20 protein-coding genes are annotated in these 19,873 nt (G+C 54.8%); 13 read left to right on the forward strand and 7 right to left on the reverse strand.

Annotation, left to right across the window (positions count from 1 at the left end; translation table 11 throughout):
- The first annotated feature begins 28 nt into the window (after positions 1-28).
- From L466_RS14765 to pdxK, 7 genes are all read left to right on the forward strand, one after another.
- Positions 29-928, forward strand: a complete 900-nt coding sequence (locus L466_RS14765) for a Dyp-type peroxidase (protein WP_032680526.1) — start codon at positions 29-31, stop codon at positions 926-928.
- A 175-nt stretch (positions 929-1,103) separates the two neighbouring features.
- Complete coding sequence (gene cysP, locus L466_RS14760) at positions 1,104-2,117, forward strand: thiosulfate/sulfate ABC transporter substrate-binding protein CysP (protein ID WP_014171093.1); 1,014 nt, start codon at positions 1,104-1,106, stop codon at positions 2,115-2,117.
- Complete coding sequence (gene cysT / locus L466_RS14755; RefSeq protein WP_020883084.1) at positions 2,117-2,950, forward strand: sulfate/thiosulfate ABC transporter permease CysT; 834 nt, start codon at positions 2,117-2,119, stop codon at positions 2,948-2,950. The genes cysP and cysT overlap by 1 nt, the downstream gene beginning before the upstream one ends.
- Positions 2,950-3,825 carry a sulfate/thiosulfate ABC transporter permease CysW gene (gene cysW, locus L466_RS14750; RefSeq protein WP_020883085.1) on the forward strand — a complete coding sequence of 292 codons (876 nt, stop codon included), beginning with the start codon at positions 2,950-2,952 and terminating at the stop codon, positions 3,823-3,825. The genes cysT and cysW overlap by 1 nt, the downstream gene beginning before the upstream one ends.
- Entirely contained in the window at positions 3,815-4,909 is a 1,095-nt protein-coding gene (gene cysA / locus L466_RS14745) for a sulfate/thiosulfate ABC transporter ATP-binding protein CysA (RefSeq protein WP_014171090.1), read from the forward strand. The genes cysW and cysA overlap by 11 nt, the downstream gene beginning before the upstream one ends.
- A gap of 112 nt (positions 4,910-5,021) precedes the next feature.
- Positions 5,022-5,933 carry a cysteine synthase CysM gene (gene cysM / locus L466_RS14740; RefSeq protein WP_014171089.1) on the forward strand — a complete coding sequence of 304 codons (912 nt, stop codon included), beginning with the start codon at positions 5,022-5,024 and terminating at the stop codon, positions 5,931-5,933.
- A gap of 5 nt (positions 5,934-5,938) precedes the next feature.
- Positions 5,939-6,775, forward strand: a complete 837-nt coding sequence (gene pdxK, locus L466_RS14735; RefSeq protein WP_025203495.1) for a pyridoxine/pyridoxal/pyridoxamine kinase — start codon at positions 5,939-5,941, stop codon at positions 6,773-6,775.
- A gap of 44 nt (positions 6,776-6,819) precedes the next feature.
- On the opposite strand, the gene crr is transcribed toward pdxK, so the two are convergent.
- The 5 genes from crr to cysZ all read right to left on the reverse strand — a co-directional run bounded on the left by crr (position 6,820) and on the right by cysZ (position 11,613).
- Complete coding sequence (gene crr, locus L466_RS14730) at positions 6,820-7,329, reverse strand: PTS glucose transporter subunit IIA (protein WP_003861316.1); 510 nt, start codon at positions 7,327-7,329, stop codon at positions 6,820-6,822.
- Between the two features lie 40 nt (positions 7,330-7,369).
- The gene (gene ptsI / locus L466_RS14725; protein WP_014171087.1) at positions 7,370-9,097 is read right to left on the reverse strand and encodes a phosphoenolpyruvate-protein phosphotransferase PtsI; all 1,728 of its coding nucleotides are present in this window, start codon (positions 9,095-9,097) and stop codon (positions 7,370-7,372) included.
- Between the two features lie 44 nt (positions 9,098-9,141).
- Positions 9,142-9,399 (reverse strand): phosphocarrier protein Hpr, encoded by a 258-nt coding sequence (ptsH, locus tag L466_RS14720; protein WP_000487600.1) that lies wholly within the window; start codon positions 9,397-9,399, stop codon positions 9,142-9,144.
- A 317-nt stretch (positions 9,400-9,716) separates the two neighbouring features.
- Positions 9,717-10,688 (reverse strand): cysteine synthase A, encoded by a 972-nt coding sequence (cysK, locus tag L466_RS14715; protein ID WP_020883087.1) that lies wholly within the window; start codon positions 10,686-10,688, stop codon positions 9,717-9,719.
- A gap of 163 nt (positions 10,689-10,851) precedes the next feature.
- Positions 10,852-11,613, reverse strand: coding sequence for a sulfate transporter CysZ (gene cysZ / locus L466_RS14710; RefSeq protein ID WP_014171085.1), 762 nt, complete (start codon positions 11,611-11,613; stop codon positions 10,852-10,854).
- Between the two features lie 230 nt (positions 11,614-11,843).
- Between cysZ and zipA the strand changes: the two genes are divergently transcribed.
- The 3 genes from zipA to L466_RS14695 all read left to right on the forward strand — a co-directional run bounded on the left by zipA (position 11,844) and on the right by L466_RS14695 (position 15,132).
- Complete coding sequence (zipA, locus tag L466_RS14705) at positions 11,844-12,830, forward strand: cell division protein ZipA (RefSeq protein ID WP_032680527.1); 987 nt, start codon at positions 11,844-11,846, stop codon at positions 12,828-12,830.
- A 69-nt stretch (positions 12,831-12,899) separates the two neighbouring features.
- Complete coding sequence (ligA, locus tag L466_RS14700; RefSeq protein WP_025203500.1) at positions 12,900-14,915, forward strand: NAD-dependent DNA ligase LigA; 2,016 nt, start codon at positions 12,900-12,902, stop codon at positions 14,913-14,915.
- Position 14,916: 1 nt separating this feature from the next.
- Positions 14,917-15,132 (forward strand): DUF3820 family protein, encoded by a 216-nt coding sequence (locus L466_RS14695; RefSeq protein WP_014171082.1) that lies wholly within the window; start codon positions 14,917-14,919, stop codon positions 15,130-15,132.
- On the opposite strand, the gene L466_RS14690 is transcribed toward L466_RS14695, so the two are convergent.
- Positions 15,129-16,124, reverse strand: a complete 996-nt coding sequence (locus tag L466_RS14690) for a bile acid:sodium symporter family protein (protein ID WP_032680528.1) — start codon at positions 16,122-16,124, stop codon at positions 15,129-15,131. The genes L466_RS14695 and L466_RS14690 overlap by 4 nt on opposite strands.
- 89 nt (positions 16,125-16,213) lie before the next feature.
- On the opposite strand from L466_RS14690, the gene L466_RS14685 reads away from it, so the two are divergent.
- Complete coding sequence (locus L466_RS14685; protein ID WP_014171080.1) at positions 16,214-17,149, forward strand: LysR family transcriptional regulator; 936 nt, start codon at positions 16,214-16,216, stop codon at positions 17,147-17,149.
- On the opposite strand, the gene L466_RS14680 is transcribed toward L466_RS14685, so the two are convergent.
- Entirely contained in the window at positions 17,146-17,487 is a 342-nt protein-coding gene (locus L466_RS14680; RefSeq protein WP_032680529.1) for a FlxA-like family protein, read from the reverse strand. The two genes, L466_RS14685 and L466_RS14680, sit on opposite strands and share 4 nt — an antisense overlap.
- 207 nt (positions 17,488-17,694) lie before the next feature.
- Here L466_RS14680 and xapA point away from each other — a divergent pair, with 207 nt between their 5' ends.
- Both xapA and L466_RS14670 read left to right on the forward strand, forming a co-directional pair.
- The gene (gene xapA / locus L466_RS14675; protein ID WP_014171078.1) at positions 17,695-18,519 is read left to right on the forward strand and encodes a xanthosine phosphorylase; all 825 of its coding nucleotides are present in this window, start codon (positions 17,695-17,697) and stop codon (positions 18,517-18,519) included.
- A 51-nt stretch (positions 18,520-18,570) separates the two neighbouring features.
- Entirely contained in the window at positions 18,571-19,827 is a 1,257-nt protein-coding gene (locus L466_RS14670; RefSeq protein WP_032680530.1) for a nucleoside permease, read from the forward strand.
- Positions 19,828-19,873 lie beyond the last annotated feature (46 nt).

Consider the following 19,873-nt stretch of genomic DNA (forward strand, 5'->3'; position numbering starts at 1 on the left):
ACGTGGCATCTTTATTTCAGGAGGAGCGATGTCTCAGGTTCAGAGTGGCATTTTGCCAGAACATTGCCGCGCGGCGATTTGGATTGAAGCCAATGTTAAAGGGGATGTGGATGCCCTGCGTGCGGCCAGTAAAGCGTTCGTTGATAAGCTGGCCACCTTCCAGGCCAAATTCCCGGACGCCCATCTGGGCGCGGTCGTTGCCTTTGGTCATAACGTCTGGCGTCAACTGAGCGGTGGCGAAGGTGCCGAAGAGCTGAAGGATTTTATCCCTTACGGTAAAGGCCTGGCACCCGCAACGCAGTTCGACGTGCTGATCCACATTCTCTCGCTGCGTCATGATGTGAACTTCTCCGTTGCCCAGGCGGCGGTTGCGGCTTTTGGTGACAGCATTGACGTTCAGGAAGAGATCCACGGTTTCCGTTGGGTGGAAGAACGCGACCTGAGCGGCTTCGTTGACGGAACTGAAAACCCGGCGGGTGAAGAGACGCGTCGTGAAGTGGCAGTGATCAAAGACGGCGTCGACGCGGGCGGCAGCTATGTGTTCGTCCAGCGCTGGGAGCACAACCTCAAGCAGCTGAACCGTATGAGCGTGCATGACCAGGAGATGATGATTGGCCGTACGAAAGAGGCCAACGAAGAGATCGACGGCGATGCCCGTCCTATCACCTCTCACCTGAGCCGCGTTGACCTCAAGGAAGACGGGAAAGGTCTGAAGATTGTTCGCCAGAGCCTGCCATACGGCACAGCAAGCGGTACCCACGGTCTTTACTTCTGTGCGTACTGCGCGCGCCTGCATAACATCGAACAGCAGCTGCTGAGCATGTTTGGCGATACCGACGGCAAGCGTGACGCCATGCTGCGCTTCACCAAACCGGTGACCGGCGGCTACTACTTCGCCCCGTCCGTCGAGCGTCTGCTGGCGCTGTAAGTGCTTTCCACCCTCTCCCGCACGGAGAGGGCTGGGGTGCGGACCACAACGGGCTGCACCCTTATTCTCTTTTCTGCTTGTAAATCACCAAACGGTATATAAAACCGTTACTCCTTTCGTCCTCGTTATAAATATTATGACTATAAGATAGTCATCACATTTATAAGGGTGCGCAATGGCCGTTACTGTACTGAAAAAAGGATCGCTGGCACTGGCAGGTTTGCTGCTGGTGGCACAGGCGCAGGCTACTGAGCTGCTGAACAGTTCGTATGATGTTTCCCGCGAGCTGTTTGCCGCCCTTAACCCACCGTTTGAACAGCAGTGGGCGAAAGACAACAACGGCGACAAGCTGACCATTAAACAGTCACACGCAGGGTCGTCCAAGCAGGCGCTGGCCATTCTCCAGGGGCTGAAAGCGGATGTGGTGACCTATAACCAGGTCACTGACGTGCAGATCCTGCACGACAAAGGCAAGCTGATCGCCGCTGACTGGCAGAGTCGTTTGCCGAACAACAGCTCACCGTTCTACTCCACCATGGGTTTCCTGGTGCGTAAGGGCAACCCGAAAAATATCCACGACTGGAATGACCTGGTGCGTTCCGACGTGAAGCTGATTTTCCCGAATCCAAAAACCTCCGGTAACGCGCGCTATACCTATCTGGCAGCGTGGGGCGCGGCGGACAAAGCTGACGGTAACGATAAAGCGAAAACCGAGCAGTTCATGACCCAGTTCCTGAAAAACGTCGAGGTGTTTGATACCGGCGGTCGCGGCGCGACCACGACCTTTGCAGAGCGCGGCCTGGGCGATGTGCTGATCAGCTTTGAGTCGGAAGTGAATAATATCCGCAAACAGTACGAGGCGCAGGGTTTCGAGGTCGTTATCCCGAAAACCAATATCCTCGCCGAGTTCCCGGTAGCGTGGGTAGATAAAAACGTGCAGTCCAACGGCACAGAGAAAGCGGCAAAAGCTTACCTCAACTACCTGTACAGCCCACAGGCGCAGACGATCATTACCGATTACTACTACCGCGTGAATAACCCGGATGTGATGAACAAACTGAAGGATAAATTCCCGCAGACCGAGCTGTTCCGTGTGGAAGACCATTTCGGCTCCTGGCCTGATGTCATGAAAACGCATTTTGCCAGCGGCGGTGAGTTAGACAAATTGCTGGCGGCGGGGCGTAAGTAATGTTTGCAGTCTCTACCAGACGCGTGCTGCCGGGCTTTACCTTAAGCCTCGGGACCAGCCTGCTGTTCGTCTGCCTGATCTTATTGTTGCCGCTCAGCGCGCTGGTAATGCAGCTTGCGCAAATGAGCTGGGCGCAGTACTGGGAAGTGATAACCAACCCGCAGGTCGTCGCAGCCTATAAGGTGACGCTGCTGTCGGCGTTTGTGGCGTCCATTTTTAACGGGGCCTTTGGCCTGCTGATGGCGTGGATCTTAACCCGCTACCGTTTCCCGGGCCGTACGCTGCTCGACGCGTTAATGGACCTGCCGTTTGCGCTGCCGACGGCGGTGGCGGGGTTAACCCTCGCCTCGCTCTTTTCCGTGAACGGGTTTTACGGTGAGTGGCTCGCGAAGCTTGATATCAAAGTGACCTATACCTGGCTCGGTATCGCGGTCGCGATGGCGTTTACCAGCATTCCTTTTGTTGTACGCACCGTGCAGCCAGTGCTCGAAGAGTTAGGTCCTGAATACGAAGAAGCGGCGGAAACGCTGGGTGCCACGCGCTGGCAGAGCTTCCGCAAGGTCGTCCTGCCTGAGCTTTCTCCGGCGCTGCTGGCCGGTATCGCGCTGTCGTTTACCCGTAGCCTCGGTGAGTTCGGCGCGGTTATTTTCATTGCCGGGAACATTGCGTGGAAAACCGAAGTCACCTCGCTGATGATTTTTATCCGCTTGCAGGAGTTTGATTATCCGGCGGCGAGCGCGATTGCCTCGGTCATTCTTGCCGCATCGCTGCTGCTGCTCTACTCAATTAACACTCTGCAAAGTCGCTTTGGTCGACGCGTGGTAGGTCACTGATGGCGGAAGTTACTCAATTGAAGCGATACGATGCTCCCCGTATCAACTGGGGAAAATGGTTTCTGATTGGTACGGGCGTGCTGGTGTCCGCCTTCATTCTCGTCGTGCCGACGATTTATATTTTTGTTCAGGCGTTCAGCAAGGGGTTGATGCCCGCGCTGGAAAACCTGGCGAACCCGGATATGCTGCACGCCATCTGGCTGACCGTCCTGATTGCGCTTATCACGGTGCCGGTCAACCTGGTGTTCGGTACGCTGCTGGCCTGGCTGGTAACGCGCTTTAACTTCCCGGGACGTCAGCTGCTGCTGACCCTGCTGGATATCCCGTTTGCCGTGTCGCCGGTAGTGGCCGGTCTGGTTTATCTGCTCTTCTACGGCTCTAACGGCCCGCTGGGCGGCTGGCTGGATGAGCATAACCTGCAGGTCATGTTTGCCTGGCCGGGCATGGTGCTGGTCACGGTGTTTGTAACCTGTCCGTTTGTGGTGCGCGAACTGGTCCCGGTGATGTTAAGCCAGGGCAGCAATGAAGACGAAGCGGCAATTCTGCTGGGCGCATCCGGCTGGCAGATGTTCCGCCGCGTGACGCTGCCGAATATTCGCTGGGCGCTGCTCTACGGCGTCGTGCTGACCAATGCCCGCGCCATTGGCGAGTTCGGTGCAGTTTCGGTCGTCTCGGGCTCCATCCGCGGCGAAACGCTGTCGTTACCGTTACAAATTGAATTACTGGAACAGGACTACAACACCGTCGGTTCCTTTACTGCCGCAGCGTTACTGACGCTGATGGCGATTTTGACCCTGTTTTTGAAGAGTGTGGTGCAGTGGCGTTTAGAGAACCAGGAAAAACGTCAGCACCAGGAGGGAAATCATGAGCATTGAGATTGCCAATATTAAGAAGTCTTTTGGTCGCACCCAGGTGCTGAATGATATCTCGCTGGATATCCCTTCCGGACAAATGGTGGCACTGCTCGGGCCGTCTGGCTCGGGTAAAACCACGCTGCTGCGCATTATCGCCGGGCTTGAGCATCAGACCAGCGGACATATTCGTTTTCACGGTACCGACGTAAGCCGTTTGCACGCCCGCGACCGTAAAGTGGGCTTTGTGTTCCAGCATTACGCGCTGTTCCGCCATATGACCGTGTTCGATAACATCGCTTTCGGTCTGACCGTCCTGCCTCGCCGCGAGCGTCCGGATGCGGCCACCATCAAAGCGAAAGTGACCAAACTGCTGGAGATGGTACAGCTTGCGCATCTGGCTGACCGCTTCCCGGCGCAGCTTTCCGGCGGCCAGAAGCAGCGCGTCGCGCTGGCGCGGGCCCTGGCCGTTGAGCCGCAAATTCTGCTGCTGGATGAGCCGTTTGGCGCGCTGGATGCGCAGGTGCGTAAAGAGTTACGCCGCTGGCTGCGTCAGCTGCATGAAGAGCTGAAGTTCACCAGCGTCTTCGTCACCCACGATCAGGAAGAGGCGATGGAAGTCGCAGACCGCGTGGTAGTGATGAGCCAGGGGAACATCGAGCAGGTTGATGAGCCAGAGCAGCTCTGGCGTGAACCGGCGACCCGATTTGTCCTCGAGTTTATGGGCGAAGTTAACCGGCTGCAGGGCACCATCCGCGGTGGGCAATTCCACGTGGGTGCACACCGCTGGCCGCTGGGATACACCTCCGCACATCAGGGGCCGGTCGATCTGTTCCTGCGTCCCTGGGAAGTGGACGTCAGCCGCCGGACGAGTCTGGATTCACCGTTGCCGGTGCAGGTGCTGGAAGCTAGCCCTAAAGGGCACTACACCCAATTGGTGGTACAACCGCTGGGCTGGTATACCGAGCCGCTGACGGTGGTGATGCGTGATGACGAGCCGCCGTACCGGGGCGAACGCCTGTTTGTTGGGCTGCAGCATGCCCGTATTTATCATGGCAATGAGCGCATAGAGACGCGCGAGGATATTGCTCTGGCGGAGTCAGCCTGATAGGTTAATGACACGTAGTTTGGCCGGAGGCGCTGCGCTTAGCCGGTCTGGAATATGATCTCCGTATGCCCGGAGCGCTGCGCGCCACCGGGCTTTTTATTGGACAGCGATCTTGAACACATTAGAACACACCATCGGCAACACCCCTCTGGTCAAACTTCAGCGCATGGGGCCGGACAACGGCAGCGAAATCTGGGTCAAACTCGAAGGCAATAACCCTGCCGGTTCGGTGAAGGACCGGGCTGCATTGTCCATGATTGTGCAGGCCGAGAAACGCGGTGAAATTCAGCCCGGCGACGTGCTGATTGAAGCCACCAGCGGTAACACCGGTATTGCGCTGGCAATGATTGCCGCGCTGAAAGGCTATCGCATGACGTTGCTGATGCCCGATAACATGAGCCAGGAGCGCCGTGCGGCGATGCGCGCCTATGGTGCTGAACTGATTCTGGTCTCTAAAGAAGAGGGGATGGAAGGGGCGCGCGACCTGGCGCTAGCCATGGCCGAACGCGGTGAAGGCAAACTGCTCGATCAGTTTAATAACCCGGATAACCCGTACGCTCACTACACCACTACCGGTCCGGAAATCTGGCAGCAGACCAACGGGCGCATCACTCACTTCGTCTCCAGCATGGGCACGACAGGGACCATTACCGGCGTATCCCGTTTTCTGCGCGAGCAGGAAAAGGCGGTAACGATTGTGGGTCTGCAGCCGGAAGAGGGGAGCAGCATACCGGGTATTCGCCGCTGGCCGGCGGAATACATGCCGGGCATTTATAACGCCCAACTGGTGGATCAGGTGCTGGATATTCATCAACGCGAGGCGGAGAATACGATGCGTGAACTGGCCGTGCGTGAAGGTATCTTCTGCGGGGTCAGCTCGGGTGGCGCGGTAGCGGGAGCATTGCGTGTTGCGCAGGCACATCCCGGGGCTGTCGTGGTGGCGATTATCTGCGACCGCGGCGATCGCTATCTTTCTACCGGCGTCTTTGGTGAAGAGAGTTATACGCAGGGGGCGGGGATTTAAGCGTCATGGAGATGATTTTATTCCGGGATAACACCCGGGCGCAGCAAACCGATATTGTCGCGGTACAGTCGCAGGTGGTTTACGGCAGCGTGGGGAACAGCATTGCGGTGCCGAACATTCGTACCCACCGGCTGACCGTCACCGCCGTGCCGACCGTGCTGTTCAGCAACACGCCGCATTACGACACCTTTTACGGTGGCGTGATCCCCGATGAGTGGTTCAGCGGGTATCTTAAGGCGCTGGAAGAGCGCGAGATCCTGCGCGAGCTTAAAGCCGTTACCACGGGCTACATGGGCAGCGCCAGCCAGATAAAATGCCTGGCGCAGTGGCTCACCACGATCAAAGCGCAGCATCCTGACCTGCTGGTGTTGGTTGACCCCGTTATTGGCGATATTGACAGTGGGATGTATGTGAAACCTGATATCCCTGAGGCGTATCGGGAGTACCTGCTGCCACTGGCGCAGGGGATCACGCCTAACGTCTTTGAGCTGGAAGTGTTAAGCGGTAAACCGTGTCGTACGCCTGAAAGTGCCATAGCGGCAGCGCAGGGGTTACTTTCCGACACGCTGAAATGGGTGGCCATTACCAGTGCGCCGGTGGCGGACGATCCGGAGAATATTCACGTGGTGCTGGTTACCCGAGACGGTGTGACCGTCAGTGCGCATCCGCGTGTTGAAACGGACCTGAAAGGCACGGGCGATCTCTTCTGTTCGGAGCTGGTAAGCGGGATCGTTGAGGGCAAAACCGTTGCCGATGCGATTCGCATGGCCGGAGACCGCGTCACAGATGTGATGATTTATACGCAGTCGAAAGGCTACGACGAGCTTATCCTGCCCGCATAAACAAAAATGGCGCCCGAAGGCGCCATTTTTCTGTGCGGCAAGAATTACTTCTTGATGCGGATAACCGGGGTTTCACCCACGGTGACGCTGCCAGACAGTTTGATCAGTTCTTTGATTTCGTCCATGTTGGAGATAACAACCGGCGTCAGGGTAGACTTGGCTTTTTCTTCCAGCAGTGGCAGATCGAATTCAATGACCGGGTCGCCAACTTTAACACGCTGGCCTTCTTCCGCGATACGTTTGAAGCCTTCGCCTTTCAGTTCAACGGTGTCGATACCGAAGTGAACGAACAGTTCGATACCGCTATCAGATTCGATAGAGAACGCATGGTTGGTTTCAAAAATTTTACCGATGGTGCCGTCAACTGGAGCAACCATTTTGTTGCCAGTTGGTTTGATAGCAATGCCATCACCAACGATTTTCTCAGCAAACACTACATCCGGCACGTCTTCGATGTTGACGATCTCGCCGGAGAGCGGAGCAACAATCTCAATAGTTCCGGAGTCTTTCTTATCATCAGAAACCAGAGATTTCAGTTTATCGAACAAACCCATGATCTTCTCCTAAGCAGTAATTTGGGCCGCATCTCGTGGATTAGCAGATTGTTTTTTCTTCAATGAACTTGTTAACCAGCGTCATTAACTCGTCCGTTGTCGGTTGAGCAAGAGCCTGCTCTGCTAACACCTTCGCATCTTCGAAGTTCGTGTTACGGATAATCTTCTTAATGCGCGGGATGGAAATGGCGCTCATAGAGAATTCGTCCAGACCCATACCCAGCAACAGAAGTGTAGCACGTTCGTCGCCTGCAAGCTCACCACACATGCCAGTCCATTTACCTTCTGCATGAGAAGCATCAATAACTTGCTTGATCAAGTTCAGTACGGACGGTGACATTGGCTGGTAGAGATGTGAAATCATATCATTACCACGGTCAACTGCCAGGGTGTACTGCGTTAAATCATTGGTACCGATACTAAAGAAATCAACTTCTTTGGCTAAATGACGCGCAATGGTCGCCGCCGCAGGTGTTTCCACCATCACGCCGATCTCAATTGACTCGTCAAATGCTTTACCTTCGTCGCGCAGTTCCTGTTTGTAGATTTCGATCTCTTTCTTCAGTGCACGCACTTCTTCAACAGAGATGATCATCGGGAACATGATGCGCAGTTTACCGAAAGCAGACGCACGCAGGATAGCGCGAACCTGATCGCGCAGGATCTCTTTACGATCCATCGCGATACGAATCGCACGCCAGCCCAGGAACGGGTTCTCTTCTTTCGGGAAGTTCATGTACGGCAGCTCTTTGTCGCCACCGATATCCATGGTACGGACGATAACCGCCTGAGAGCCACACGCTTCAGCCACAGCTTTGTACGCAGCAAACTGTTCTTCTTCAGTTGGCAGCGCGTCACGGTCCATGAACAGGAATTCAGTACGATAGAGACCCACACCTTCCGCGCCGTTGCGCTCAGCGCCATCGACGTCACGTACGGTACCGATGTTTGCGCACACTTCAACCTGATGACCGTCCAGAGTGATGGCTGGCAGGTCTTTCAGCTTAGCGAGTTCCGCTTTTTCAGTCGCAACTTGCTCCTGAACCGCGCGCAGTTTTTCGATCTCTTCGTTAGTTGGGTTGACGTAAACCACGTTGTTTACGGCATCCAGAATCAGATAATCGTCGTTTTTAACCTGAGAGGTGACGCTACCGGTACCCACAATGGCAGGCAGTTCCAGAGAACGCGCCATGATAGAGGTGTGGGAGGTACGGCCGCCCGCGTCAGTGATGAAACCGAGGACCTTTTTCAGGTTCAACTGTGCGGTTTCAGACGGGGTCAGATCGGCGGCAACCAGGATGACTTCATCCTGAATAGCGCTCAGGTCGATAATGGCCAGACCCAGGATGTTGCGCAGCAGGCGCTTACCGATGTCACGTACGTCAGCCGCACGTTCTTTCAGGTATTCATCATCCAGTTCTTCCAGGGCAGTTGCCTGACCTTCGATAACTTCATGCGCAGCAGCGTCTGCCGTCATGCTTTTATCTTTAATCAGGGCTATGATTTCCTGCTCCAGCTCCTCATCTTCGAGCAGCATGATGTGCCCTTCGAAGATGGCTTCTTTTTCTTCACCGAAAGTTTCGCCAGCTTTAGTCTTGATTGCTTCCAGTTGCGCAGATGCCTTGGCACGACCGCTCAGAAAACGTTCAACTTCCTGATCAACCTTGTCGGCAGAAATTTTTTTCCGGTCGATGACGATCTCGTCTTCTTTCAGCAGCAGTGCTTTGCCGAAAGCGATACCCGGGGATGCTAAAATGCCTGAAATCATAACCCTACCTTACTTGTGACTGATATTTAAAAGAACCCGGAAACTTACTCGAGCTCAGCCATCAGTTTTACCAGATGCTCAACTGCTTTCTGCTCGTCTTCACCTTCAGCAGAGATGGTGACAACGGTACCCTGAGTCAGACCCAGAGTCTGCAGTTTGAACAGGCTTTTTGCGCTGGCGCTTTTGCCGTTGGAAGTCACAGTGATTTCAGAAGTGAAGCCTTTCGCTTCTTTAACAAACTGAGCAGCAGGGCGGGTGTGCAGACCGTTCGGAGCGGTAATGGTAACTTCTTGCTGGAACATTGTATTTCCCCAACTTATAGGTTTAGTGTTGTGGAACTAAAGTCTAGCCTGGCGACTTAACTTTAGCCTGTATTGTTAGCGCTGACGTTTCGATCGTCATTAAACATTATGCAGCGAAAGCAAGACTTGAACCAAATCATAAAATCGATTCAGCAAGGCTATTTCGTTCACTGATTAATTTCACGCATCAAAATAATTGCTGGTTTAAATACCAGACCCAACGGGGTGAATCAATGCCAGGAGGGGTAAAACTTTGAAGCAGGCCACAAAAAAGCACCCAAAAAGGTGCTTTTTTACGCGTTATTAACATGCTGGCATTACTGTTGCAGTTCTTTTTCAGTGAACAGATCGGCAAACAGTGCGGTGCTCAAGTAACGCTCACCCGATGAAGGCAGGATAACCACAATATTCTTATTGGTAAAGGCCTCATCTTCCTGAAGTTTGAGCGCTGCCGCAACAGCAGCACCGGAAGAGATGCCCGCCAGAATACCTTCCTCGTCCATCAGACGACGTGCGGTAGAGATAGCTTCTTCGTTGGTGATGGTCACCACTTTATCAATAAGCTTCAGATCCAGGTTGCCCGGAATGAAGCCGGCACCGATACCCTGAATTTTATGTGGGCCGGGTTTAATCTCTTCGCCCGCCAGCGCCTGGGTGATCACCGGCGAGTCGGTTGGTTCCACGGCAACGGTAATCAGGTCTTTTTTACCTTTTGTGCCTTTTATATAGCGCGACACGCCAGTCAGGGTTCCGCCGGTGCCTACACCGGAGATAAATACATCAACCTGACCGTCGGTATCTTCCCAAATTTCCGGGCCGGTGGTCTTTTCGTGAATTTCCGGGTTCGCCGGGTTGCTGAACTGCTGCAGCAGCAGATATTTCGCCGGATCGCTGGCAACAATCTCTTCTGCTTTCTGAATCGCACCCTTCATGCCTTTGGCACCTTCGGTCAGCACCAGGTTCGCGCCCAGCGCTTTCAGCAGTTTGCGACGTTCGATGCTCATGGTTTCAGGCATGGTCAGCGTCAGTTTATAACCGCGTGCCGCCGCAACATAGGCCAGTGCGATACCGGTGTTACCGCTGGTCGGTTCAACCAGCTCAACGCCTGGCTTCAGCACGCCACGTTTTTCAGCATCCCAAATCATATTTGCACCGATACGGCACTTCACGCTGAAGCTCGGGTTACGTGATTCGACCTTCGCCAGAATGCGTCCATTACCGATACGGTTCAGTCGAACCAGGGGCGTATGACCGATAGTCAGCGAGTTGTCTTCATAAATCTTACTCATGGCCTGTCCTTAACTGTATGAAATTGGGATACCGTCCCAGCATACCTGTTGAACAGGTAGGGGGAAGTAAGGAATTCGCATATCTATATACTGCAAGGAAATAATGGGGATCAGTATGGAATAAGGGGCGGCATAAGCCACCCCCTTTTTACACATTTTTGCATTACTTCCATAACGCGTGCTTAGCACGGTAGCAGTCAACCCACATCGCCGTTGCGCCGCAAACGGCGACCGGCATGATGAACAGGTTGAGCACCGGGATCATGGTGAACAGACTGGTCAGCGCCCCGAACTGCATATTCGCGACTTTTTGCGTGCGCAGGGCGCTGCGCATCGTTTTGAACGGCACCTTGTGGTTATCGAACGGATAATCGCAGTACTGGATTGCCAGCATCCAGGCGCTGAACAGGAACCACAGCACCGGGGCCACCGTCTGACCGACGCCAGGGACAAAATAAAGGATAAGCAGCACAATGGCGCGGGGAAGATACCAGGCAAACTTCTGCCATTCGCGCTTCATGATGCGTGGGATATCTTTCATGATCCCCAGCATACCCGTATCCGGCGGCGTTGCGCCGGTAAGACGTGCTTCCAGCTGTTCTGCCAGCAGGCCGTTAAACGGCGCAGCTATCCAGTTTGCAATCGTCGAGAAGAAGTAGCCGAACACCAGGAGCACGGAGATAACCGCTACCGGCCAGAGCAGGTAGTTCAGCCACTGCAGCCAGTCCGGCACATGGCTCATCAGCGAAGGGATCCAGCTCTCCAGTCTGGTGAACAGCCACCAGAACGCGCCGCCCATCAGGATAATGTTAATCAGCAACGGCAGAATGACGTAGCGACGAATCCCCGGCAGTGAGACCAGTTTCCAGCCCTGAGAAAAATACCAGACGCCGCTGCGCGGGGGAGAAGATGATGTTGAAACCATAACCAGGCTGTACTCCTTTTTTCACAACCAGTGGAATTGCCCGCCTATATTATCCACTTACGGACCAATGACCAGTTCGGAAATGTTCGAAAAAACAGCAAAAAGCACGATTTAGTTCATCTTTATGCTGTGAATGCTCTGCACACACTTGCACTTGACGTAAACGGCAAATACTCTTAGTGAGTAAATGTTTGCCGTGGTGGCAAGGTGTTAGAACAACAGAGAATATAATGATGCAGGATTTGCGTCTGATATTAATCATTGTTGGCGCGATCGCCATAATCGCTTTACTGGTACATGGTTTCTGGACCAGCCGTAAAGAGCGTTCCTCTATGTTTCGCGATCGCCCACTGAAGCGCATGAAGTCCAGTCGTGATGACGATGACAGTGAAAATGACATCGACGGAAGCGACGACGACGGCGTGGGTGAAGTTCGTGTTCATCGGGTCAATACTGCGCCCGGCGCGGCTCATGGGGAGCATGAAGCCCCTCGTCAGCCTCCGCAGCACCAGTATCAACCGCCGTATGCTTCTGCACAGCCGCGCCAGCAGGCGCCGCAGCCTGGAGAAGAGCCGGTGCGTCAGCCGCCGCAACAGCCTGTCCTTCAGCAGCCTGCTGCGCCACAGCCGGTTCAGCAACAGCCTGTGCAGCAACCCGCGCCACAACAGCCTGCACAGCCGGTACACCAACCGCAGCAGCCTGTTCACGTGCAGCCTGCACCTCAGCCTGCGTCGGCCCCGCTCGTTGAACCAGAGCCCGTGGTTGAGCCAGAACCGGTTGTTGAAAAACCGCAGCGTAAAGAAGCGGTCATCATCATGAACGTGGCTGCGCATCATGGCACCCACCTGAATGGCGATGTCCTGCTTAACAGCATTCAACAGGCAGGTTTCAAGTTTGGCGACATGAATATTTTCCATCGTCACCTGAGTCCTGACGGTAGCGGTCCGGCGCTGTTTAGCCTGGCCAATATGGTCAACCCTGGCACCTTTGACCCGGAAATGACCGGTGATTTCGTGACGCCGGGTGTCACGATCTTCATGCAGGTGCCGTCCTACGGTGATGAACTGCAAAACTTTAAGCTGATGCTGCAGTCCGCACAGCACATTGCTGACGAAGTCGGTGGTGTGGTGCTCGACGATCAGCGTCGTATGATGACGCCGCAGAAACTGCGCGAGTATCAGGACCGCATCCGCGAAGTTAAGGAAGCCAACGCGTAATCATCGCGTTTACATCGACTCCTCCTCAACCCCCGCATGTCGGGGGTTTTTTCTCATTGATGGTGTGATATGGACTCAATCGAACAACAACTCACTGAACTGCGAACCACGCTTCGCCATCATGAATACCTCTATCATGTTATGGACGCGCCGGAAGTGCCGGATGCGGAGTATGACCGTCTGATGCGCGAGCTGCGCGAACTAGAGGCGCAGCACCCGGAATTGATTACGCCCGACTCACCCACGCAGCGCGTGGGTGCGGAGCCGCTGGGTGCTTTCAGTCAGGTACGTCATGAAGTGCCAATGTTGTCTCTGGACAACGTCTTTGATGAAGAGAGCTTCCTCGCGTTTAACAAGCGCGTGCAGGATCGCCTCAAAAGCAGCGACTCCCTGACCTGGTGCTGCGAGTTGAAGCTGGATGGTCTGGCGGTCAGCCTTCTCTATGAAAACGGTGTGCTGGTGCGTGCCGCGACGCGGGGTGATGGTACGACGGGTGAAGACATTACCACCAACGTACGCACCATCCGTGCGATCCCGCTGAAGCTGCAAGGGGATAATATTCCAGCCCGACTGGAAGTGCGCGGTGAGGTATTCCTCCCGCAGGCGGGCTTTGAGAAAATCAACGAAGAGGCGCGCCGTACCGGCGGGAAAGTGTTTGCTAACCCGCGTAATGCGGCGGCAGGCTCCCTGCGCCAGCTTGATCCCCGTATCACTGCGAAGCGACCGCTTACTTTCTTCTGCTATGGCGTCGGGATTCTGGAAGGCGGTGAACTGCCGGATACCCATCTTGGACGTTTATTGCAGTTTAAAGCGTGGGGCCTGCCGGTGAGTAACCGCGTTCAGCTGTGCGACTCCCCGGAAGCCGTGCTGGCGTTCTACCACAAAGTGGAAGAAGACCGCCCGACGCTTGGTTTTGATATTGATGGCGTGGTTATCAAGGTTAACTCACTTGCGCTGCAGGAGCAGTTAGGCTTTGTGGCGCGCGCGCCACGCTGGGCTGTGGCGTTTAAATTCCCGGCGCAGGAGCAGATGACCTTTGTCCGTGACGTGGAGTTCCAGGTGGGCCGTACGGGCGCGATTACCCCGGTTGCCCGTCTGGAGCCGGTGCAGGTTGCCGGCGTGCTGGTGAGTAACGCCACGCTGCATAACGCCGATGAAATTGAACGTCTCGGCCTGCGCATTGGTGACAAAGTGGTGATTCGTCGCGCGGGCGATGTTATCCCGCAGGTGGTGAACGTGGTTGAGTCAGAGCGTCCTGACGATACGCGCGCCATCGTGTTCCCGACGCATTGCCCGGTATGCGGATCTGACGTTGAGCGCGTTGAAGGTGAAGCGGTGGCTCGCTGTACGGGTGGCTTAATCTGCGGGGCACAACGTAAAGAGTCACTGAAGCACTTCGTTTCCCGTCGGGCGATGGACGTCGACGGAATGGGCGACAAAATTATCGATCAGCTGGTAGAGAAAGAATATGTTCATACGCCTGCAGATCTCTTCAAACTGACCGCGGGTAAACTCACGGGTCTTGATCGCATGGGACCGAAGTCGGCCCAGAATGTGGTTAATGCCCTGGATGCTGCCAAAGAGACGACTTTTGCCCGATTCCTTTATGCGCTCGGTATTCGCGAAGTGGGCGAAGCCACGGCGGCGGGGCTGGCGGCGTATTTCGGTACGCTGGAAGCTCTGGAAAAAGCGAGTATTGACGAACTGCAGAGAGTCCCGGACGTGGGGATTGTCGTCGCGACGCATGTCTTTAACTTCTTTGCCGAAGAGAGCAACCGCGAGGTGATCGGCAAGCTGCTGGAAGAGGGCATCAGATGGCCGGCTCCGGTCGTGGTCAACGCTGACGAGATCGACAGCCCGTTTGCCGGCAAAACGGTCGTGCTGACCGGCAGCCTGAGCCAGCTTTCACGTGATGATGCTAAAGCGCGACTGGTTGCGCTGGGCGCAAAAGTGGCTGGCAGCGTGTCGAAGAAAACCGACCTGGTTATTGCCGGGGAAGCCGCCGGTTCGAAGCTTGCTAAAGCTCAGGAGCTGGGCATTGAGGTTATCGACGAAGCGGAAATGATGCGCCTGTTAGGAGAGTAACGTGGAGAAAGAGCAGCTCGTTGAGATCGCCAACACGGAGATGCCATTCGGTAAATATAAGGGCCGCAGGCTGATTGATTTACCGGAAGATTATTTGCTGTGGTTTGCCCGCAAAGATGGGTTCCCGGCCGGACGACTGGGTGAGCTGATGGCTATCACGTTACTGATTAAAACCGAGGGGCTGACGCAGTTGGTTCAGCCCCTGAAACGTCCTTAAGCTTTCGCGGCGCGGGTCTCTTCCTGCGCCTGTTTTTCCGTCTGGCGTTTGTAACGACGCGCCAGCACCGCGCAGACCATCAGCTGGATCTGATGGAAAATCATCAGTGGCAGTACCATCATCCCTATCATTGAGGTCGGGAAGAGAATGTTTGCCATAGGAATGCCGTTCGCCAGGCTCTTCTTCGAGCCACAGAAGACAATGGTAATTTCATCGGCTTTGTTGAAGCCGCACTTGCGGGCCACAAAGACGTTTACGCCAATCACAATCGCCAGCAGAACAAGGCTGACCACCACGATAAACAGCAGCGAGCCTGCGCCCACCTTATGCCAGATGCCATTCACAACCGCTTCACTGAAGGCTGAATAGACCACCAGCAGAATCGATGACTGGTCGGTTTTTGAGATCCATTTTTTGTGCTTTGCAACAAACGCGCCCGTCCACGGACGAGAGAGATGACCCAGCACAAACGGTAACAGCAGCTGCAGACAGATTTTACCTACCTGTTCCAGGTTACCTTCCGCGCCGTGCATGTTCATCAGCAGACCCACCAGCAGCGGCGAAACGAAAATCCCTAACAGGCTGGATGCCGACGCTGAACAGACTGCGGCTGCGACGTTACCGCCCGCCAGAGAGGTAAACGCGATAGCGGACTGCACGGTGGCCGGCAGAATGCACAGATACAGGAAGCCGGTATAAAGGGCCGGGTCGACATTCACCGGCGCCCACCATGCGAACAGTACGCCGAGTATAGGGAAGAGGATGAACGTGCTGCACATCACCCACAGGTGCAGTCGCCAGTGGCTCCCCCCCGCAATAATGGCTTCGCGTGAGAGCTTTGCGCCGTGCATAAAGAACAACAGCGCGATGGCCGCGGTCGTCAGTCCTTCAAAAAAAGGAACGAACCCGCCCCGCGCAGGGAAGAAGGAGGCCAGTAATACCGTGACAACCAGAGTAAGCGTAAACGGATCAAGAATACGAAATAGTTTCATAATGACTCCTGAAAACAGATATCGCTATTGTGCTTTTTTCTGTTTGAGAAATAAAATTGATTTATTGCATTCATTCATGAATTAAACAGATGAATTATTCCTTACGCCAGCTTCGCATCTTCGTCACCGTAGCCCATGCCCGCAGCTTCAGCCGGGCAGGGGAGATCATCGGCCTGAGCCAGTCCGCGGTAAGCCACAGCGTGAAAGAGCTGGAGAGCCAGACGGGTGTCCGGCTGCTTGATCGCACCACGCGTGAAGTCGTGCTCACGGAAGCCGGACAGCAGTTGGCTCAGCGCCTTGAACGGCTGCTGGACGAACTCAACAGTACGCTCAGAGATGTAGGTCGACTGGGACAGCAGCTGTCGGGTACCGTGCGGGTTGCGGCCAGCCAGACGATATCCGCGCACCTTATCCCGCAGTGTATTGCAGAGGGTAATCATCGCTATCCGGATATCGATTTTGTTTTGCATGACAGGCCGCAGCAGTGGGTGCTGGAGAGCATCCGTCAGGGTGATGTGGATTTTGGTATTGTTATCGATCCCGGTCAGGTGAGTGACCTGGAGTGTGAAATTGTGCTGTCTGAGCCATTTCTGTTGCTTTGCCGGGACGACGATCCGCTAGCCGCGCAGCCGTCTGTTCACTGGCAGGCGCTGCAGGGAGCGAACCTGGTATTACAGGATTATGCCTCAGGCAGCCGTCCGCTGATTGATTCTGCGCTGGTGACGCAGGGCGTTAAGGCGACCATTGTGCAGGAGATTGGACACCCGGCAACGCTGTTTCCCATGGTGGAGGCCGGCATAGGGATCAGTGTATTACCCGCCCTGGCGCTCCCTTTGCCGCAGGGAAGCCGTCTGGTCGTGAAGCGACTGACGCCTGCTATTGAGCGAAAACTGATGCTGGTACGGCGAAAAAACCGTTCACTCTCCGGGGCTGCGCAGGCTATCTGGGAAGTGGTGCGTATCCAGGCGCAACGATTAACCGAGGCCCGTATACGCGATCCACTGTTTAACTCAACAGAGCGTTAGACGTAGATGTCTATTTGATGATTGTCTGATGCGTTCTTCGGGTCTTCCACGTTGACCAGACTTTGCTCTTGTTTCTTCTGAGCTTCTTCCGCCTGCTGGCGCTGCAGCTGTGCGAGCTGTGCCTGCAGCACTTTGATTTGCACCTGGATAAGCTCTTGCTGTTTCTTCTTCTCTTCCGCACTGCCGGAACCGTTCGCAACCTCTTTTAACTGTTGAGTCAGCTTGGTTATCTTGTCAGTGATACGGCTGATCTGGGCAGCGATATCGTTGCCGCCGGAAGAACGACTCCCGCCACCGCTGGTTTGAATGGGCTGGGTTGTAGCCTGAATGGTCGTCATACTTTTTCCTCTCGCTGTAAAACAGAGGTATCGGCGCCAACGCAATTAGCTTGAGCAAAACTGCCATATCTGCCAGGGAAAGGTATTGATACCAAATCAGTATTGATGGTGCAGAGAAAGTGTATTGGAGGTAACCCGCAGGCTCCAGATATAAGACTAAGGTCATGCGATCGGTGATATCGCGATCTTAATTCTCAAGGAGCTTTTATGACCCTCTCGAATAATCCCTGGTTCTCTGCCGACATCATTCGTGCCGCTAAACCTGATTTCACTCCGCGGGTTGCGTTTATTCTCGGCTCAGGTCTTGGTGCGCTCGCCGAGCAGATTGTTGATGCTGTGGTACTGAGCTATGAAAAACTGCCGGGCTTCCCGGTGAGCACCGTTCACGGTCACGCCGGTGAGCTGGTGTTGGGGCATCTTGCCGGTGTTCCGGTCGCCTGTATGAAAGGGCGCGGTCACTTCTATGAGGGCCGCGGCATCGCCGTCATGACCGATGCAATCCGCACCTTCAAACTGCTGGGCTGCGAACTGCTGTTCAGTACCAATGCCGCCGGTTCATTACGTCCGGAGGTTGAACCGGGAAGCCTGGTTGCCCTCAGCGACCACATCAACACCCTGCCGGGTACCCCGATGGTCGGGCTGAACGATGACCGTTTTGGCGACCGTTTTTTCTCGCTGGCCAATGCTTATGATGCAGATTGCCGTGCCCTGCTGCAGACCGTGGCGAGCGAGAAGGGCTTTCCATTGCATGAAGGGGTGTTTGTCTCTTATCCAGGCCCTAACTTCGAAACCGCGGCTGAGATCCGCATGATGCAGATCATCGGCGGAGATGTGGTGGGAATGTCAGTGGTGCCGGAAGTGATCTCGGCGCGCCACTGTGGCCTGAAGGTGGTCGCCGTTTCGGCCATAACCAACCTTGCTGAAGGTTTGAGCGATGTAAAACTGTCGCATGAACAAACGCTTGCCGCCGCCGAACTCTCTCGCCAGAACTTCATCGATCTTATCTGCGGTTTTCTGCGCCAGCTTGCCTGAGCGAAACAACATCGTGGCCCGTGAGGGCCACTCTGCCATAAGGAATCGGGTATGAACATCACGACGCGCTTAAAGATGATGTCCTTTATGCAATATTTTATCTGGGGAAGCTGGCTCGTTACTCTCGGCGCTTACATGATTAACACCCTGGGTTTTTCCGGCTCTGACGTGGGGATGGTCTACAGCTCGAAGGGGCTTGCCGCGATCGTGATGCCCTCGCTGGTGGGCATTATTGCCGATAAGTGGCTGCGGGCAGATCGTGCATATGTGATTTGCCATCTCGTCTGTGCCGTTGCGCTTTGCTATGCCGCGCAGGTCAATGAACCGGGGCTGATGTTCTGGGTCATGCTGGTTAATGCCATGGCCTTTATGCCAACCATTGCGCTTTCGAATACCATTTCCTACTCCTGTCTTGAGCAGGCAGGGCTGGACACGGTGACCCATTTTCCAACGGTGCGGGTCTATGGCACGGTAGGCTTCATTGTGGCGATGTGGGCCATAAGCCTGATGGGTGCAGAGTTAACCAACATTCAACTCTACATTGCTGCTGCCGCATCGCTGGTACTGGCGCTCTATTCACTGACGTTACCGGCCATTCCGGTGGTGAAGAATAAAACCTCATCGTCGCTGACAAGCAAACTTGGCCTGAATGCGTTCGTCCTGTTTAAACAGCCCCGAATGGCGGTGTTCTTTTTGTTTGCGATGCTGCTGGGCGCCGTGCTGCAAATCACCAATACTTTCGGTAGCCCCTTTCTGCATGATTTTGCGCGTAATCCGGCGTATGCGGAAAGCTTTATCGTTAAATATCCTTCTATTTTGCTCTCCGTCTCGCAGATGTCAGAGGTGCTGTTCATCCTGACCATTCCTTTCTTCCTCCGACGTTTTGGCATAAAAACCGTGATGCTGATGAGCATGGTGGCCTGGATGCTGCGGTTTGGACTCTTTGCGTATGGCGATCCTTCCGCGACAGGCGTCGGGCTGTTGATGCTGTCAATGCTGGTCTATGGTTGCGCGTTCGACTTCTTCAACATCTCCGGCTCGGTGTTTGTCGAACAGGAGGTAAGCGCTGATATCCGCGCCAGCGCGCAAGGGCTGTTTATGACGACCGTTAACGGTATCGGTGCTTATTTCGGATCGGTATTGAGCGGCGCGGCGGTAGATTATTTCTCCGTGGATGGGGTGAAAGACTGGCAGACCATCTGGCTGGTATTTGCGGCGTATGCGTTGGTGCTCGCCGTAGTGTTTTATTTCAGCTTTAACTATCGCCACACCAGTAAAAACAGCGAGTTGCGCACAGTTGCGCATTAAAGTTTTCCCGGCAGGCGGTGAAAGGCTTTAAGGTGGGAGCATAAGT

This window comes from Enterobacter sp. BIDMC 30 (assembly GCF_000534355.1).
In the GTDB taxonomy this organism is placed as follows: domain Bacteria; phylum Pseudomonadota; class Gammaproteobacteria; order Enterobacterales; family Enterobacteriaceae; genus Enterobacter; species Enterobacter ludwigii.

Bases quoted from the DNA above. Each gene is read 5' to 3' on its own strand.
- cysP (WP_014171093.1), top strand. From the start codon at position 1,104: ATGGCCGTTACTGTACTGAAAAAAGGATCGCTGGCACTGGCAGGTTTG.
- ptsH (WP_000487600.1), bottom strand. From the start codon at position 9,399: ATGTTCCAGCAAGAAGTTACCATTACCGCTCCGAACGGTCTGCACACC.
- pdxK (WP_025203495.1), top strand. From the start codon at position 5,939: ATGGAGATGATTTTATTCCGGGATAACACCCGGGCGCAGCAAACCGAT.
- cysA (WP_014171090.1), top strand. From the start codon at position 3,815: ATGAGCATTGAGATTGCCAATATTAAGAAGTCTTTTGGTCGCACCCAG.
- cysK (WP_020883087.1), bottom strand. From the start codon at position 10,688: ATGAGTAAGATTTATGAAGACAACTCGCTGACTATCGGTCATACGCCC.
- L466_RS14685 (WP_014171080.1), top strand. From the start codon at position 16,214: ATGAATTATTCCTTACGCCAGCTTCGCATCTTCGTCACCGTAGCCCAT.
- cysT (WP_020883084.1), top strand. From the start codon at position 2,117: ATGTTTGCAGTCTCTACCAGACGCGTGCTGCCGGGCTTTACCTTAAGC.
- L466_RS14670 (WP_032680530.1), top strand. From the start codon at position 18,571: ATGAACATCACGACGCGCTTAAAGATGATGTCCTTTATGCAATATTTT.
- L466_RS14765 (WP_032680526.1), top strand. From the start codon at position 29: ATGTCTCAGGTTCAGAGTGGCATTTTGCCAGAACATTGCCGCGCGGCG.
- ligA (WP_025203500.1), top strand. From the start codon at position 12,900: ATGGACTCAATCGAACAACAACTCACTGAACTGCGAACCACGCTTCGC.
- crr (WP_003861316.1), bottom strand. From the start codon at position 7,329: ATGGGTTTGTTCGATAAACTGAAATCTCTGGTTTCTGATGATAAGAAA.
- L466_RS14680 (WP_032680529.1), bottom strand. From the start codon at position 17,487: ATGACGACCATTCAGGCTACAACCCAGCCCATTCAAACCAGCGGTGGC.
- cysZ (WP_014171085.1), bottom strand. From the start codon at position 11,613: ATGGTTTCAACATCATCTTCTCCCCCGCGCAGCGGCGTCTGGTATTTT.
- ptsI (WP_014171087.1), bottom strand. From the start codon at position 9,097: ATGATTTCAGGCATTTTAGCATCCCCGGGTATCGCTTTCGGCAAAGCA.
- xapA (WP_014171078.1), top strand. From the start codon at position 17,695: ATGACCCTCTCGAATAATCCCTGGTTCTCTGCCGACATCATTCGTGCC.
- cysW (WP_020883085.1), top strand. From the start codon at position 2,950: ATGGCGGAAGTTACTCAATTGAAGCGATACGATGCTCCCCGTATCAAC.
- zipA (WP_032680527.1), top strand. From the start codon at position 11,844: ATGATGCAGGATTTGCGTCTGATATTAATCATTGTTGGCGCGATCGCC.
- L466_RS14690 (WP_032680528.1), bottom strand. From the start codon at position 16,124: ATGAAACTATTTCGTATTCTTGATCCGTTTACGCTTACTCTGGTTGTC.